The organism is Chromobacterium sp. CCUG 30098 (genome assembly GCF_059916605.1).
In genome coordinates, this window is the sequence record NZ_JAUCGS010000004.1 from 344,506 (window position 1) to 357,808 (window position 13,303).

Genomic DNA, 13,303 nt, shown 5'->3' on the forward strand with positions numbered 1-13,303 from the left:
TCGTGGCGGCGCTGCCTTTTTGGTTTGCGGTTCAGTTCAGCGGCAGACCTGGGCGGCCTCAAGGCTTGGGCGTGAAGCCCAGCGCCACCGAGTTGATGCAATAACGCTCGCCGCTGGGCTCGGGGCCGTCCGGAAACACATGGCCCAGGTGGGCGTCGCATTCGGAGCAGCGCACCTCGGTGCGAACCATGCCGTGCGAGGTGTCGACGATGCGGGCGATGCGCGCACCGGCGGCTTCGGCCCAGAAGCTGGGCCAGCCACAGCCGGGGTCGTATTTGGCGTCGCTGTGGAATAGCAGGGTGCCGCAGCAGACGCAGTGGTAATCGCCGTTTTCGGTGCGGGTATAGTGTTCGCCGCTGAACGGGTGTTCGGTGCCGGCCTGGCGGGTGACGCGGTATTGTTCCGGCGTCAGCTGTCTTTGCCATTCCTGATCAGTTTTTTGCAGGGTCATGGTGTGCTCCTTTGCGGATGGTTTAAGTCTATTTTAGGGCCGGGCGCGGCTGCGGTACATCCGGCCTTGAGGTTTTGCTTGCCTGCGGCGCGGGTGGCGAGGGCGGTGACGGGCTCCTGTCCTGCCCTTTAGTCGTGCCGGCGCCCCGCGGATGACAGCAACCGCATGGGGAGGGCGGGAGAACATGTCCTATCTTATTATTAAGATATTAATTTAATTGGAAAGTACTTCTGAATAGCGTCTCTGTTTTCAAGCGTTCGGCGATTTTGGGTCTTTCCTCCAGGACGGTGTACTGTATTTGATACAAAAATCATTATCTGTTGTAAATTTTTATTGTTTTTGTTGAGGCGAGCCATCAGAGTGGCGGCAGTGTCCGGCGCCGGCCGATCCGGCCGTGAGAAAGGGCCGGGAAGGCATCTTGGCATGCCGTGACGTGTGTGGATCAAGCGATTTATAAGCGCCTGTCCAAAGCCCTGCGAGCAAGACGAGGCAAGGTCTTGCGGCTGAAGACGAGGAATAAACAGGCGCTGGAGGGGTACTCTGAAGATGGATTCGCCGTGTTGCGCCCAGGGGGCGCAGCGGACTTTGAACAGGCTATTAAGGGGACTTCATGTTGAAGCTTGGAAACGGATTGATGACGCTGGCGAGCGGTGTTCTCGGCGTGTCATGGCTGCTGTGTCCTGAAGTGAGCGCGGCGGCCGCCACCGGCATCGTGGCGGTGAATAGCGGGCAGTGCTTGAATGTCGGCGGCGGTTCGACCAGCTCCGGAGCCGGCATCATTCAATGGCCTTGCTCGGCGGGGAGCAATGAGCAATGGACTTTCGTGCCGCTGGCAAACGGCTTCTACCACATCGTCTCGCAGAAATCGCAGATGTGCTTGAATGTGCCGGCTTCAAGCCGAAACCAGGGCGTTCAGCTGATTCAATGGCCATGCCAAAGCGTGGCGGTGGCCAATGATCAGTGGAAAATCCAGCCGGTGGATGTTGGCACTTACCATATCGTGTCGGCCTCCAGCGGCCAGTGCGTGAACATCTTTTCCGGCGTTTCGACGCAGGGAACCAAGGTGGTGCAATGGCCGTGCCAGGGCAAGGCGCAGGTGAACGACCAGTTCATGTTCGATTATCCCGGCGCCAAAAGCGCGGCGCTTCCCTCCGCCTGGAGCGGTGTGATTCCTCTGCCGGTCACCCCGGTGGGCGTCGCCAATCTGCCGGACAACAAGTTGATGATGTGGTCCGCGGATTTTCCCGACGCCTTCAGCGGGGACAGCGGCAACGGCAATAGCAAGACCTATACCGCGCTGTTCGACGCGGCGAAGAACGCGCCGCTGCCGTTGACGGTGGTGACCACCGGCGCGAATCTGTTCTGCCCCGGCACGTCGATGTTGCCCAATGGCAATCTGCTGATCAACGGCGGCTCCAGCAGCCCTAAAACGCAAATATACGATTGGGCGGCCAAGCGCTGGAGCGCCAGCGGCAATATGAACATTCCGCGGGGCTATGAGGCCAATACCGTGTTGTCGGACGGCCGGGTGCTGACTTTGGGCGGTTCCTGGAGCGGCGGCTACAACAGCAAGAGCCGGCCCAACCGCAGCGGGGAGGTGTGGGGCAACGGTCATTGGACCGTGCTTTCCGGCGTGCCGGAAAACAATGTGATCGGCCCCGATCCGCAAGACGCCAACGGCAGCGTGTACCGCGGCGACAACCATTTGTGGCTGTTCGCCGGCAGCGGCGGGACGGTGTTCCATGCCGGCCCCAGCGCTCAGATGAACTGGATAGGCACCAGCGGAGCCGGCAGCATCGTTTCGGCGGGGACGCGCGGCAATGATCCTTACAGCATCAACGGCAATGCGGTGATGTTTGACGCCGGCCTGATTCTGAAGCTGGGCGGCGCGCCGGCTTATCAGCAGAACACGGGCACCACTTATGCGAGCAACTCGGCCCATCTGATCGATATCCGCGGCGGACCCAAGGCCCAGGTGAAGGTGAAGTCGCTGCCTGGAATGAGCTATCGCCGCGCATTCGCCAATGCGGTGGCCTTGCCCGACGGCGACGTGGTGGTGGTGGGCGGACAGACGATACCGCAGCCGTTCACGGACTCCTATGCGGTGCTGACGCCGGAGCTGTGGAGTTCGGCGAAACAGGTGTTCCAGCCCTTGAAGCCCATGCAGGTGCCGCGGACCTACCATAGCACGGCGATCCTGTTGCAGGATGGGCGGGTGTTTGTCGGCGGCGGCGGCTTGTGCGGCGCCGGCTGCCCGCAAAATCACTTGAACGCGGAGATCCTGACCCCTCCTTATTTGTTGAACGCGGACGGCAGCCCGGCGGCTCGGCCGGTGATTAGCGCCGCGCCGGCGCAGGCGCGGCCGGGGAGCGTGATCGAAGTCAAAACGCAGCAGGCGGCGAGCCAGTTCGCCTTGATGAGGCTGTCCGCGGTGACGCATTCGGTCAACAACGATCAGCGTCGGATCGCTTTGTCGGTGTCGCAACTCGCGCCGATGGCGGGGGAAATGCGTTATTCCCTGCAGATTCCCGCGGATAGCGGCGCGGTTTTGCCGGGCTACTACATGTTGTTCGCGATGAGTCCGCAAGGGGTGCCCAGTGTCGCTCGCATCATCGCCATCAATTAAACGCGGCTTGGGCGCGCTCGCCTGCGGGCTTGCCCTGTGGGGGACGCCGTGCGCGGCCGGCGGCGAGGAGGCTGTGGACGGCGGCCGGCTGTTCTACGGCCAGACCGCCTTGGTCGGCCAGCTGTATGTCCATAACCGCCCCTTGGACAGCGAGTACGCGCGTTGCGCCAACTGTCATCGCCTGCAGGATCAGGCGCGGGCGGATGGCCGGTTTGCACCGGATTTGGGCGCGCGCTTCTTGACGGAGGCCAGCGCCAGGCGCGGGGGGCCGGAGCGGGCGTATACCGAACAGAGCTTTTGCGAGATGTTGCGTAGCGGGAAAGACCCGACCGATATCCTGATCGGCACGGATATGCCGCGCTACCGGCTGAGCGCGGCGGAATGCCGGGCTTTATGGCTTTTTCTACAGGGGCATTAGCATGCAAGGCAAGGGCGGCGCGCCGTTGAATCCGGGACGGCGGAGGTTTGCGATGGGCTTGGCGGGCTTGGCGGGCCTGGCGCCTTTATGGCTGGCGGGGCCGGCCGCATTGGCCAAAACCGCGTGGGCCGGAAATCTGGCTCTGGCGCACGGAGAGATTTCTCCGCCGCTGCCGCTGCCGGACTTCATGCTGAATGACAGCGATGGTCAACGGCGCAGCTTTCACGCCTTGTCGCAGCGACGCGTGACGGCGGTTCAGCTGATTTTCACCGCCTGCTCCAATGTCTGCCCGATCCAGGGCGCGACGTTTCGGCAAGTGCAGGATTTGCTGCCGGAATCAAAGCGGGCGCGGATACAGTTATTGTCGTTGAGTCTTGACCCATTGAACGATTCGCCGGAACAGTTGCGGCGGTGGCTGGCCCGGTTTCGGCCTAAACCAGGCTGGCGGGCGGCCCGCCCCGAGCTGGCCGACCTGGATCTGATGCTGGCCACGTTCAATCAGCGTCGGACGGATTTGAGCGCGCACCACACGGAGGTCTTGCTGGTGGATTCGAAGAGCCGCTTGGTGTGGCGCTCAACGGAGTTGCCGTCGGCGGAAACCATCGCGCGCACTCTGCTGGCCTTGGCGTAGTTGGCGGCCGGCCGAGCCCCGCTTGGGGGCGCGGCCGTCTTGCTATTGAATTTCGTCCAGCGCGGCGGCCAGGTGGGATTCGTCGGCCCATTGTTCAAGCCGCCATTGCCCGTCGCTATAGCTCAGCCAGTTCAAGGCCGCGTTGGGGATGGGGAAGTCGCGGGCTTCGGACATCGGCTTGCCGGTGGCCAGCCGGTACATCATTTCCAGCACGCCGCCGTGGGTGACCACCAGCAGGGTCTGGCCCAGATGGCGGCGGGCGATGCCGGTGAAGCCGTCGCGGATGCGGCCCATGAAGGCGTTGAGGCTTTCCCCGCCCTTGAGATCGTAGTCCGGGTCGCGGGATTTGAGTTGCAGATAGTCGTCGCGGATGCTGTGTTCCGCCTCGGCGTAGGTCAGGCCCTGAAACACGCCCATATGGCGCTCGCGCAATTCGGCGCTGAAGGTGGGCGTCAGATTCAATCGCGCCTGCAGCGGCGCGGCGGTCTGGCGGGTGCGGGTCAGGTCGCTGACGTAGAGGGCGTCGAAGGGGTAGCGTCCCGGCCATAGCGCGCGGCTGAGGCTTGTCGCCTGTTCCTGGCCGGTGGGGTTGAGGGGGATGTCGGTGTGGCCTTGCAGTCGATATTCGCGGTTCCAGTCGGTTTCGCCATGGCGGACGATGCAAAAACGGGTGGTGTGCTGCATTCCTGTCTTTCTGATTTTTTAACTGCCGAATTGCGGCGGGGCGGAGTTATAGAATGCCCACGCCGGAAATGTCGCGCGCCAGGTTGGCGGCGTAGTTGTCGGTCATGCCGCCGACGAAGTCCAATACTTTCATATAGGCCTGATACAGGCTGTCGTCACTGCGGATGTGCTGTTCCAGCAAGCCCATGGCCAGGTGCTCGCGCGGGCTCAGGCGCTCGGCGCCCTTGCTGACGTAGGCGTGGGCGGCGGGGATCAGCGCGTCCAGGATGCCGGCCATGCACGGGTAGGAGGCGAGTTCGGTCACCAGCTTGGTGCGGTGGCGGTAAACCCGGGTGCTGGCCAGTTCCTTGGCGTGGATCAGCGCGTCCTGCACTTGGGCGCCGCATAGGTTGATCAAGTCCTTGGCCGGGAATTCGCCGCGCAGCAGGCTGTCGTGGTGCAGCATGAATTTCTCGGCCACTTCGCTGACGCAGCGGCCGATGGCGATGCCGCGCAGGGTGCCGCATTTCTGACGCACGTCCTGCATGTCCCAGATGCGTTCGTATTCGGTGAAGCCGGAGAACAGGGTTTCGAATTCCTTGAAGTCCAGGATGCCGATCTCCACCGCGTCTTCCAGGTCCAGAATGGCGTAGCAGATGTCGTCGGCGGCCTCCATCAGGTAGGACAGCGGGTGGCGGCTCCATTGCATCACGCCCTTGGGCAGCAGGCCCAGCTCCGAGGCCACGCGCTGGAAATAGGGCAGCTCGGTGCGGTAGATGTTGAATTTGTCGCGCGCCTGGGCGGCTTCGGCGTCCGATGTCCACGGGTATTTGATCAGCGCGCCCAGGGCGGCGGCGGTCAGGCGCATGCCGCCTTCGCCGGTGTACATTTCCAGCGTGGCCAGCATGCGCAGGCCGTGGGCGTTGCCTTCGTAGGTCTGCACGTCGCGGATTTCCTCCGGCGCCAGGCCGTGCAGCCAGTGGGCGTTGCGTTCGGCGCGGAACCAGTCGCGCAACGCGTATTCGCCGGTGTGGCCGAAGGGCGGATTGCCGATGTCGTGAGCCAGGCAGGCCACTTGCACCACGGCGCCGATATCGTGCGGCGTGTAGTTGTCCGGCAGCAGATGGGCGTGCTGCATCATCATGCCGACGCGGTTGCCCAGGCTGCGGCCGACGCTGGCCACCTCCACGCTGTGGGTTAAGCGGTTGTGGGTGTGGTCGTGGCGCGCCAGCGGGTGCACCTGGGTTTTGCGGCCCAGCCGGCGGAAGGCGCTGGAGAACACCACGCGGTCGTGGTCTATGTGGAAGTCGGTGCGCAAGCCCGGGCTGCCTTCTTCGGTGGCCGGGGTGCGGGTTTCCTTGACGTGGCCCTGAATGACTTTGAAGCGTTTGGTGGAGAGGAGTCGTTCCCAATTCATGCGTGCGGAGGAGATCATGGCGTGGCCCGTGGTGCTGTTGTATTGATGATATGGGCGCGGCGGGCAAAACAAAAGAGCCAGCGCGGGGCTGGCTCTTGGAATGGGGGCGCGGGTTTAGCGTTTGCCGGTCTGATTGCCGACCACGCCGCCCACCGCGGCGCCGCCCACGGTGCCGATGGCGTCGCCGCCGGTGAGCACGGAGCCGAGCACGGCGCCGGCGGCCGCGCCGATGGCGGTGTTTTGCTGACGCTTGGACATATTGGCGCAACCGGACAGCAGGCTGACGGCGATCAGGCTGGCGGCAATGGCTTTAACGGCGGATTTGCTGGTCATCGAAGTCATGGAAGTCTCCAAAAACATAAAGTAGGTCTTGTGTAGTTTGAGACGCTTGGAATGCCATCTGGTTCCTGTTTCTGCGCGCCTTTTCGTAACCATACGTACAGCATTCTATATGCTGTATTGATGATTTCCAGTACGCGGTGCGATATTAAGTAAACTAATTTGTTTACTTATTACGATGGCGAGATTAGCATGGGCCATCGTCTCATTGGTATGCGTCATGAATGTTTCCCATCCCAAACTGATTTTGCTGACTGTCTGTCTGGTGGCGCTGATGAGCACGGCCGGCGTGGCCATGCCTTATCCCATCCTGGCGCCCATCTTCGTGAACTCCGCGCCGGATGCGTTCAACCACTTCCTGGGGCTGCCGCCCAAGCTGCTGTTGGGCGTGGCCCTGGCCGCCAATCCGCTGGGCATTTTACTGGGCAGCACCTTGATTGGAGCGTTGTCGGACCGGCTGGGACGGCGGCGGGTGCTGACCGGAACCTTGTTGCTGACCTTTCTGGGCTATTTGCTGACGGCGTACGCTTTGTGGAGCCGCTGGTATCTGTTGTTCGTGCTGGCGCGTTTCGTTACCGGCCTGACCGAGGGCAATGTGGCGGTGGCGCGCGCCATCGTGGCGGATCTGCATCCGCAGTTGGACCGCGCGCGTTCCTTCGCCATTCTCAACGCGGTGCTGTACACCGGCTGGCTGGTGGGGCCGCTGATCGGCGGTTTGACCTTGCCGCTGGGCGAGGCGGTGCCTTTCCTGCTGGCGGCCGGCGCCATCCTGCTGTGCCTGGGGGTGCTGCTGGCCTTCCTGCCGGAAACCGGCGAGCGCATGCACCAGGAGCAGTCCTTGCTGCAGGTGATGCGCGGCCAGCACTCTTTTCGTCTGCTGTCGGCGGACCCTTTGCTGGCGCGGCTGTTCTGGATGCAGCTGGCCTTCGCCGTCGGGGTCAACGCTTTTTACGAGTTCTACCCCTTGTGGCTGGTGGAGTACGCGCAGCTGGACAGCCGCGGCATCGCGGTGGTGACGGCGCTGATGTGCGTGCTGATGACCTCGGCCAGCGCCTTGCTGGGCAAACTTGGGCATAAACGGGCGCCGCTGGAGCTGGCGCGCATCAATGCGGCCTGGGTGGCCCTCGGCCTGCTGGGTTTGAGCTTGCTGGCGGATCTGCCTTGGCCGGGCATAGGCTTGATTGTGTTGTTGGGCGTGCCGCTGGCGATTTACAACGCCATCCTGCCCAGCTGGTGTTCGGAGCGCTTCGCCAGCCTGGGGCAGGGCAGCGTGATGGGCCTGCTGACCACGATCTTCTGCGTGGCCAATGTGCTGGTGGCCTTGCTGGGCAGCGTGCTGACCATTCTGGACACCCGTCTGGTGCTGGTTCTGGGCGCTTTGACGTGCGGCCTGGCCGCCGCCTGGCTGCAAGGCGTGATCCGCGAGGCGGAGGAGGTCCGGTGACCGCGGCGATGAATAGCGCGGATCGGCTGCTGTATCTGCTGAAAACGCGGGGGCCTCAGACGGCGCAGGCGCTGGCGGCGGAATTGGGACTGACCAGCATGGGCGCGCGCAAGCATTTGCTCGCGCTGGAGGAGAAGGGGCTGGCGCGGATGGAGGCCCAGGCTCAGGGCGTGGGCCGGCCGGCCCAGCTCTGGCGCTTGACCGAGAGCGGCCATGGCCGTTTTCCGGACCGGCACGCGGATTTGACCTTGCAGTTGCTGGAGCAGGTGAGGGAGCTGTTTGGCGAGTCCGGCCTGGAGAGTTTGATTCAACGGCGAGAGGCGCAGTCGGAGGAGGAATATCGGCTGGCGATGTCCGGCGCGGACGGGCTGGGGGAGCGGGTGGCCGCGTTGGCGCGGATACGCAGCCAGGAGGGCTATATGGCGGAGGCGCGCCTGGACGGCGACGGCTGGTTGTTGCTGGAAAACCATTGCCCGATCTGCGCGGCGGCGCGCCAATGTCAGGGCCTGTGCCGCTCCGAGCTGGCGCTGTTCGCCCGGGTGTTGGGGCCGGGCGCGGAAGTGCGGCGGCTGGAGCACGCGCTGGAAGACGGCGGGCGGCGCTGCGTGTACCGCATCCATCCCTTGGCGGAGTGAGGCGGCGCGGCGCTTGCTTTTTGAATTCATGGACTTGCGAGATCTGATTGTATTTCGCAATGCGGATTTACCGGGATAGTTTTATCAGGTACATTCCGGCGTTTTTCCACGTGGTTGGCGCTTGCCCCGACGCTGGGCGGCGCCTGTTCGGTTGTCGCTCCCCGTCCTGGGCGAGGCCCTTGCTCAGGACCGTCATGCATTTCACCATTTTCGACACGCCCGTGATCCGGCCGCTGTTCCGCTGCTTGTCCATCGCCATGCTCAAGCTGAGCGGATGGAAGCTGCGAGGAGAGTTTCCCAAGCTGGACAAATACGTGCTGATCGGCGCGCCGCATACCAGCAATTGGGACTTTCCGCTGACGCTGGCCGTGTGTTTCGCCGCGCGGGCCAAGATCTACTGGATGGGCAAGCACACGCTGTTCGCCGGACCGATGGGGCCGGTGATGCGCTGGCTGGGCGGCATTCCGGTCAAGCGGCATCAGAATAATTCCCTGGTGCAGCAGATGGTGGAAGTTTACCGGCGTTCGGACCGGCTGGTGGTGGCGATTCCGCCCGAGGGCACGCGCAAGGCGGTGTCCGAATGGAAGACCGGCTTTTATCACATCGCCTGCGGCGCGGAGGTGCCGGTGGCCTTGGCGTACCTGGATTACAGCCGCAAGGAGGCCGGCTTCGGCCCCATATTCACGCCCAGCGGCGATATCGACGCCGATATGCCGCGCATTCGCGCCTTTTACCGCGACAAGGTGGGTAAGCGTCGGAGCTGAGCCCGACTCCCGGAACCGCTTCAATGTCTGCCGCGCTGCAGCGGGATGGATGGAACGGGGCCTTGAAAACCGTTTCGAAAGGCTCATGCGCCATGAGTCCATTCCGCTTTCTCAGTGGCTTTCGCCTTGTCTCGCTTTTGCTCGCGAGACTTTGAACGGGCTCTCAGGGCGCAGCGGCCTGGGCGACGGCGCTGACCGGCAGAAACTGCAGGAAGGGGCCGGCGATCAGCGATTGACCGAAGTCTATGGCGCTGCGGCGCAGTTTCTCGTCCGACAATTCCGCCAGCAAATCCAGCCTGGCCATCATTTTGCCGAACTCCCGCTCGAAGGACAGATTGCGCACGCTGCCGATTTCATTGGATAGCAAGACCGGCGCGCCGCTGATCTGGCGGTTGTTCAGCATCCAGGCCGCCACTTCCAGATTGTGCGAGGCGTTGGCCAGTTGCTGCGCGTCCAGCCCATGCACCAGGAACAGCTCGGTGCGTCCGCCGTAGGCATCCACCAGCATGGAGCCCATGCCGTAAATCAAGGCGCCGGCCCGGTCGCCGCCAAAGCCGGGGTCGAAGGCCGCGCTCATCGCCGCGATCGAGCGCTGGCCGCTCAAGGCCGGCAGCGGGACGTTGTTGCGGATGGAACTCATGACCTGGCGCATCGCGGCCGGGTAGTCGGCCGCGCCGGTCTTGCGCCATTCTCTGGGATTGCGCTTGTACAGTTTTTCCAGCAGGGTTTGCAAGCTGGCGAGATTGTCGCGCATGGCCAGGTTGGCCATGCGATTGGCGCTGCTCTGCCCCAGCTCGTTGCCGCGAAAGTCGTCGCCGGCGACGGGCTTCTGCACCGGGGTGAAAGCGCAAGCGCTCAACAATAGCGCGACGAGCGGCAGCAAGGGCCTGAGCGACATGGGGGCTGAACTCCAAGAAGGTGGAATGCCCGTGGTGTACCACGCCCGCGACGGGCTTGGCAATGCGCGGCGAGCCCGCGCTTACGGCGTTTTGCCGGCGAACAGCGCTTTCCAGCCGTCCAGGCCCAGCTGTTTCAGCGTTTCGATATTCTTTTCATAGATGGCTTCCGCCTGCGGGAAGGCTTCCACCGCGCGGCCGATGCTGGCTTCGCGCAGCAGGTGCAGCGTGGGGTAGGGCGCGCGATTGGTGTAGTTCTCGATATCGTTGATGCCGGTGCCATCGAACTGGAACTTGGGGTGGAAGCTGGCCACTTGCAGCTCGCCGTCCAGTCCCATGTCTTCGACGATGGCGTCGGCGATGTCGAGGAAGTCGTTGAAATCCAGGAAGCGTTGCAGCGCGCGAGGGTGGATCAGCAAGGTGGTGTCGATCTCGTCCGGGCTGCTGTCGGCCAGCAGGCGCAGTTCGGAGGCGAGCTCTTGCGCCAACTGATCCGGCTGGGCGGCGTCGCTGACCACGTAGCGCACCTGGTTCTTCACGTAGACGCTCTTGGCGAACGGACAGAGATTGAGCCCTATCACCGCTTTTTCCAGCCAGTCGCGGGTGGCGGCGATGATGTGTTCGTGATCGTCGGAGACGGACATGGGAATTCCTTGCGTTGAAGCGTAAATGCAAAAAACCCGGCGCGAGGCCGGGTTTTCATCAAGCTGTACTAATCGCGATGATTAGATGGGCTGGATGTTGGAGGCTTGTTTGCCTTTCGGGCCGTCTACGACGTCAAAGCTAACGCGCTGGTTTTCAGCCAGGGTGCGGAAGCCTTTGGCATTGATCTGGGAGAAGTGAGCGAACACGTCGTCGCCGCCTTCATCCGGGGTGATAAAGCCAAAACCTTTGGAGTCGTTGAACCACTTAACGGTACCGGTTGCCATTTTGTTAATTCCTCAAAACGAGCAGTTGAAATAAAAGGCACGAAGTTCAAGGGAAATGGCGACTGAGGTACGGACTTAATGCCACTACGACAACAACACATCCACAACTTGAGCATCCTGCGGCAGGAATAGTGCCTATAGTTCCGGGACATGGCAAGCGTTTTCTGCATGGCCGAAAGGGTTTTTATCCTGTTTTTTCAGTATCCCCTGGCATTTCTACCGGGTTTTCTCCATTTGGGCTCAGGCGCCGAAGTAACCGTCCCGCTCCGCGCGGTCCAATTCCACGCGCAACCAGTCCGCCGCCAGCGGACAGCCGTCCTCCACTTTGCCCACCGCCATGCTCAGCACTTGTTGCTTGCCGACGCCGTTTTCGCGCCAGCTTTGGCCGCCGGATTGCAGATTGAGCAAGATGGGCATCAATCGGTCTATCGCGCGGGCGAAACGCGCTTCCGCGCTTTGGCGGGCCTCGAACTCCTGCCACAAGGCCAGCAGCTCCGTGGCCATGGGCTGGGGCAGCAGGCCCAGGATGCGGCGCATCGCGGCCAGTTCTTCGGCTTCGCGCTCGGCGGCGCCGTCCGCGGCGTAGACGATGGTGTCGCCGGTGTCGATTTCGCCCAGGTCGTGAATCAGCAACATGCGCACCACCTTGTCGATGTCCACCGGCTCGGCGGCGAAGTCGCGCAGATTGAGCGCGAACAGGGCGATCTGCCAGCTGTGTTCCGCCGAATTCTCGTAGCGGTCGACATGGGCGGCTTTGGTTTTGCGCAACACCGTTTTGAGTTTATCCACTTCAATAATGAAGGCGATGTGTTGTTGCAGCGTTTGCAGTGGGTTTTGCATGGGAATATCGGACATAAAGAGCGGACGATGCGCCGGGGGCGCAAATTATGCGCGGCGCGTGGCGGTTTGGAAAGGCCGCTGTCGCACGCTTTGCCGCATGCTGCATATACTGGAATGAAGGGCGATTGAAAATGGGAGGGGGCATGGGTAAGCAGGAGCTGACGCTGGAGATTGTGGAGCCGGAGGCGTTTCACGATTTCATGGAGGTGATGAGCGATTACGCGCCGCAGGTGGAGCACTTGGTTTGCCAGCTGGGTTTCGGCGACACCGACGCCGCTCAGATCGATCAGCTGTTTCGCTTGCTGCACAGCATCAAGGGCGACGCCAGCATGTGCCAGGTGCGCTTCGTGGTGCCTTTCGTCCACGCCTTGGAAAGCCTGCTGGAGCGGCTGCGCAGCGGCGAGGTGGTCTACGAGGACTCGATAGGCGATGTGATGCTGTTGGTGATGGACCGCTTGGGTCTGGCGCTGGAGGCGCTGGATAACCACGAACTGCTGGACGATCTGCAGCTGCCTTTGCTGATGCGGGCCTTGAACCAGGTGGCGGAGTGCCCGGTAGGCGAGCTGCTGCAGCGTTGTCAGCAATTGGTGGAGCAGATCACCGGCATTCCCTTGCACGTGATCGAGTCGGATGCGCCGGCGGACGCCGCCGCGCAGCTGAGCCAGGGCGATCTGGCGTTTTTCCGGCTATTGGCGCTGCAGTTCGAGCAGCGTCTGCCGCAGTTCCAGGGCCGCACCGAGCGCAATCTGGAATTGGCGCTGGAGGCCAGCCGTCAGGCGCCGGGGATGGTGGACGACAGGCAGCTGGAAGCGGCGGTGTATATGCACGATATCGGCATGATGCTGTTGCCGGAGTCGTTCTGGTTGAAAGTGGGGCGGATGAGCGAGGCCGAGCGCCTCCAGATGGCGGAGCATCCGGGTTGGGCTGCGGGCCTCTTGGAGAGGATGCCGGCCTGGGCCGACGCGGCGCGCATGGTGGCCCAGCATCACGAGATGCCGGACGGCCGCGGTTATCCGCAGGGCTTGCGCGGCGACGAAATTTGCAGCGGCGCGCGCATCCTGGCCCTGGTGGACGCGTTCGAGGCGGTGACCTTGAAGCACGCGCATCGGGGCTTGCGGCATTCGATGATGCGCGCCATCGCCGAGATCAACGCCTCGGAGCGTCAGTTCGATCCCTACTGGCTGGCGCGCTTCAATCAGGTGATCCGCATGCGGCTGGCGGCCTGCGCCAGACGGCCGCCGGGAGAGTAG

Annotated in this window: 15 protein-coding genes; 7 read left to right on the top strand and 8 right to left on the bottom strand. The window is 62.9% G+C overall.

What is annotated here, in order from left to right; translation table 11 throughout:
• Window positions 1-58: 58 nt before the first annotated feature.
• The gene (msrB, locus tag QUG03_RS12025) at window positions 59-451 is read right to left on the bottom strand and encodes a peptide-methionine (R)-S-oxide reductase MsrB (protein ID WP_107799715.1); all 393 of its coding nucleotides are present in this window, start codon (window positions 449-451) and stop codon (window positions 59-61) included.
• Window positions 452-1,061: 610 nt separating this feature from the next.
• On the opposite strand from msrB, the gene QUG03_RS12030 reads away from it, so the two are divergent.
• Genes QUG03_RS12030 through QUG03_RS12040 form a run of 3 tightly spaced genes read left to right on the top strand, consistent with a single transcriptional unit; the run spans window position 1,062 to window position 4,126 of the window.
• On the top strand, window positions 1,062-3,077 hold the full coding sequence (locus tag QUG03_RS12030) for an RICIN domain-containing protein (protein WP_500820079.1): 2,016 nt from the start codon (window positions 1,062-1,064) through the stop codon (window positions 3,075-3,077).
• Between the two features lie 7 nt (window positions 3,078-3,084).
• Window positions 3,085-3,495, top strand: a complete 411-nt coding sequence (locus tag QUG03_RS12035) for a c-type cytochrome (RefSeq protein ID WP_500820080.1) — start codon at window positions 3,085-3,087, stop codon at window positions 3,493-3,495.
• Between the two features lies 1 nt (window position 3,496).
• Window positions 3,497-4,126: an SCO family protein gene (locus QUG03_RS12040; protein ID WP_500820081.1), complete on the top strand. Its 630-nt coding sequence runs from the start codon at window positions 3,497-3,499 to the stop codon at window positions 4,124-4,126.
• 42 nt (window positions 4,127-4,168) lie between these two features.
• Here QUG03_RS12040 and QUG03_RS12045 read toward each other — a convergent pair whose 3' ends face one another.
• The 3 genes from QUG03_RS12045 to QUG03_RS12055 form a co-directional block, all read right to left on the bottom strand.
• Window positions 4,169-4,810, bottom strand: a complete 642-nt coding sequence (locus tag QUG03_RS12045) for a histidine phosphatase family protein (protein WP_107799711.1) — start codon at window positions 4,808-4,810, stop codon at window positions 4,169-4,171.
• 46 nt (window positions 4,811-4,856) lie between these two features.
• Window positions 4,857-6,224, bottom strand: a complete 1,368-nt coding sequence (locus QUG03_RS12050; protein WP_500820082.1) for a deoxyguanosinetriphosphate triphosphohydrolase — start codon at window positions 6,222-6,224, stop codon at window positions 4,857-4,859.
• A gap of 96 nt (window positions 6,225-6,320) precedes the next feature.
• The gene (locus QUG03_RS12055) at window positions 6,321-6,548 is read right to left on the bottom strand and encodes a YMGG-like glycine zipper-containing protein (RefSeq protein ID WP_081545093.1); all 228 of its coding nucleotides are present in this window, start codon (window positions 6,546-6,548) and stop codon (window positions 6,321-6,323) included.
• A 217-nt stretch (window positions 6,549-6,765) separates the two neighbouring features.
• Here QUG03_RS12055 and QUG03_RS12060 point away from each other — a divergent pair, with 217 nt between their 5' ends.
• From QUG03_RS12060 to QUG03_RS12070, 3 genes are all read left to right on the top strand, one after another.
• The gene (locus tag QUG03_RS12060) at window positions 6,766-7,989 is read left to right on the top strand and encodes an MFS transporter (protein WP_158274298.1); all 1,224 of its coding nucleotides are present in this window, start codon (window positions 6,766-6,768) and stop codon (window positions 7,987-7,989) included.
• An 8-nt stretch (window positions 7,990-7,997) separates the two neighbouring features.
• On the top strand, window positions 7,998-8,624 hold the full coding sequence (locus QUG03_RS12065) for a helix-turn-helix transcriptional regulator (RefSeq protein ID WP_500820083.1): 627 nt from the start codon (window positions 7,998-8,000) through the stop codon (window positions 8,622-8,624).
• A 194-nt stretch (window positions 8,625-8,818) separates the two neighbouring features.
• Window positions 8,819-9,388 (top strand): lysophospholipid acyltransferase family protein, encoded by a 570-nt coding sequence (locus QUG03_RS12070; protein ID WP_107799707.1) that lies wholly within the window; start codon window positions 8,819-8,821, stop codon window positions 9,386-9,388.
• Window positions 9,389-9,551: 163 nt separating this feature from the next.
• Here the strand turns inward: QUG03_RS12070 and QUG03_RS12075 are convergent, their stop codons facing one another.
• From QUG03_RS12075 to QUG03_RS12090, 4 genes are all read right to left on the bottom strand, one after another.
• Window positions 9,552-10,286, bottom strand: coding sequence for a hypothetical protein (locus QUG03_RS12075; RefSeq protein WP_486635464.1), 735 nt, complete (start codon window positions 10,284-10,286; stop codon window positions 9,552-9,554).
• An 81-nt stretch (window positions 10,287-10,367) separates the two neighbouring features.
• A complete protein-coding gene (locus QUG03_RS12080) occupies window positions 10,368-10,928 on the bottom strand; it encodes a DUF1415 domain-containing protein (protein WP_227107675.1) in 561 nt (186 codons plus the stop codon).
• A gap of 81 nt (window positions 10,929-11,009) precedes the next feature.
• Window positions 11,010-11,213 (bottom strand): cold-shock protein, encoded by a 204-nt coding sequence (locus tag QUG03_RS12085; RefSeq protein ID WP_019101682.1) that lies wholly within the window; start codon window positions 11,211-11,213, stop codon window positions 11,010-11,012.
• 240 nt (window positions 11,214-11,453) lie between these two features.
• Window positions 11,454-12,053, bottom strand: coding sequence for an HD domain-containing protein (locus QUG03_RS12090; protein ID WP_500820084.1), 600 nt, complete (start codon window positions 12,051-12,053; stop codon window positions 11,454-11,456).
• Between the two features lie 143 nt (window positions 12,054-12,196).
• Here QUG03_RS12090 and QUG03_RS12095 point away from each other — a divergent pair, with 143 nt between their 5' ends.
• Window positions 12,197-13,303, top strand: coding sequence for an HD-GYP domain-containing protein (locus QUG03_RS12095; RefSeq protein ID WP_158274297.1), 1,107 nt, complete (start codon window positions 12,197-12,199; stop codon window positions 13,301-13,303).

What these genes read in the sequence shown, in the direction of transcription:
- msrB (WP_107799715.1), bottom strand. Translation starts at nt 451, where the DNA reads ATGACCCTGCAAAAAACTGATCAGGAATGGCAAAGACAGCTGACGCCG.
- QUG03_RS12040 (WP_500820081.1), top strand. Translation starts at nt 3,497, where the DNA reads ATGCAAGGCAAGGGCGGCGCGCCGTTGAATCCGGGACGGCGGAGGTTT.
- QUG03_RS12055 (WP_081545093.1), bottom strand. Translation starts at nt 6,548, where the DNA reads ATGACTTCGATGACCAGCAAATCCGCCGTTAAAGCCATTGCCGCCAGC.
- QUG03_RS12075 (WP_486635464.1), bottom strand. Translation starts at nt 10,286, where the DNA reads ATGTCGCTCAGGCCCTTGCTGCCGCTCGTCGCGCTATTGTTGAGCGCT.
- QUG03_RS12045 (WP_107799711.1), bottom strand. Translation starts at nt 4,810, where the DNA reads ATGCAGCACACCACCCGTTTTTGCATCGTCCGCCATGGCGAAACCGAC.
- QUG03_RS12060 (WP_158274298.1), top strand. Translation starts at nt 6,766, where the DNA reads ATGAATGTTTCCCATCCCAAACTGATTTTGCTGACTGTCTGTCTGGTG.
- QUG03_RS12050 (WP_500820082.1), bottom strand. Translation starts at nt 6,224, where the DNA reads ATGATCTCCTCCGCACGCATGAATTGGGAACGACTCCTCTCCACCAAA.
- QUG03_RS12095 (WP_158274297.1), top strand. Translation starts at nt 12,197, where the DNA reads ATGGGTAAGCAGGAGCTGACGCTGGAGATTGTGGAGCCGGAGGCGTTT.
- QUG03_RS12080 (WP_227107675.1), bottom strand. Translation starts at nt 10,928, where the DNA reads ATGTCCGTCTCCGACGATCACGAACACATCATCGCCGCCACCCGCGAC.
- QUG03_RS12030 (WP_500820079.1), top strand. Translation starts at nt 1,062, where the DNA reads ATGTTGAAGCTTGGAAACGGATTGATGACGCTGGCGAGCGGTGTTCTC.
- QUG03_RS12090 (WP_500820084.1), bottom strand. Translation starts at nt 12,053, where the DNA reads ATGCAAAACCCACTGCAAACGCTGCAACAACACATCGCCTTCATTATT.
- QUG03_RS12070 (WP_107799707.1), top strand. Translation starts at nt 8,819, where the DNA reads ATGCATTTCACCATTTTCGACACGCCCGTGATCCGGCCGCTGTTCCGC.
- QUG03_RS12065 (WP_500820083.1), top strand. Translation starts at nt 7,998, where the DNA reads ATGAATAGCGCGGATCGGCTGCTGTATCTGCTGAAAACGCGGGGGCCT.
- QUG03_RS12085 (WP_019101682.1), bottom strand. Translation starts at nt 11,213, where the DNA reads ATGGCAACCGGTACCGTTAAGTGGTTCAACGACTCCAAAGGTTTTGGC.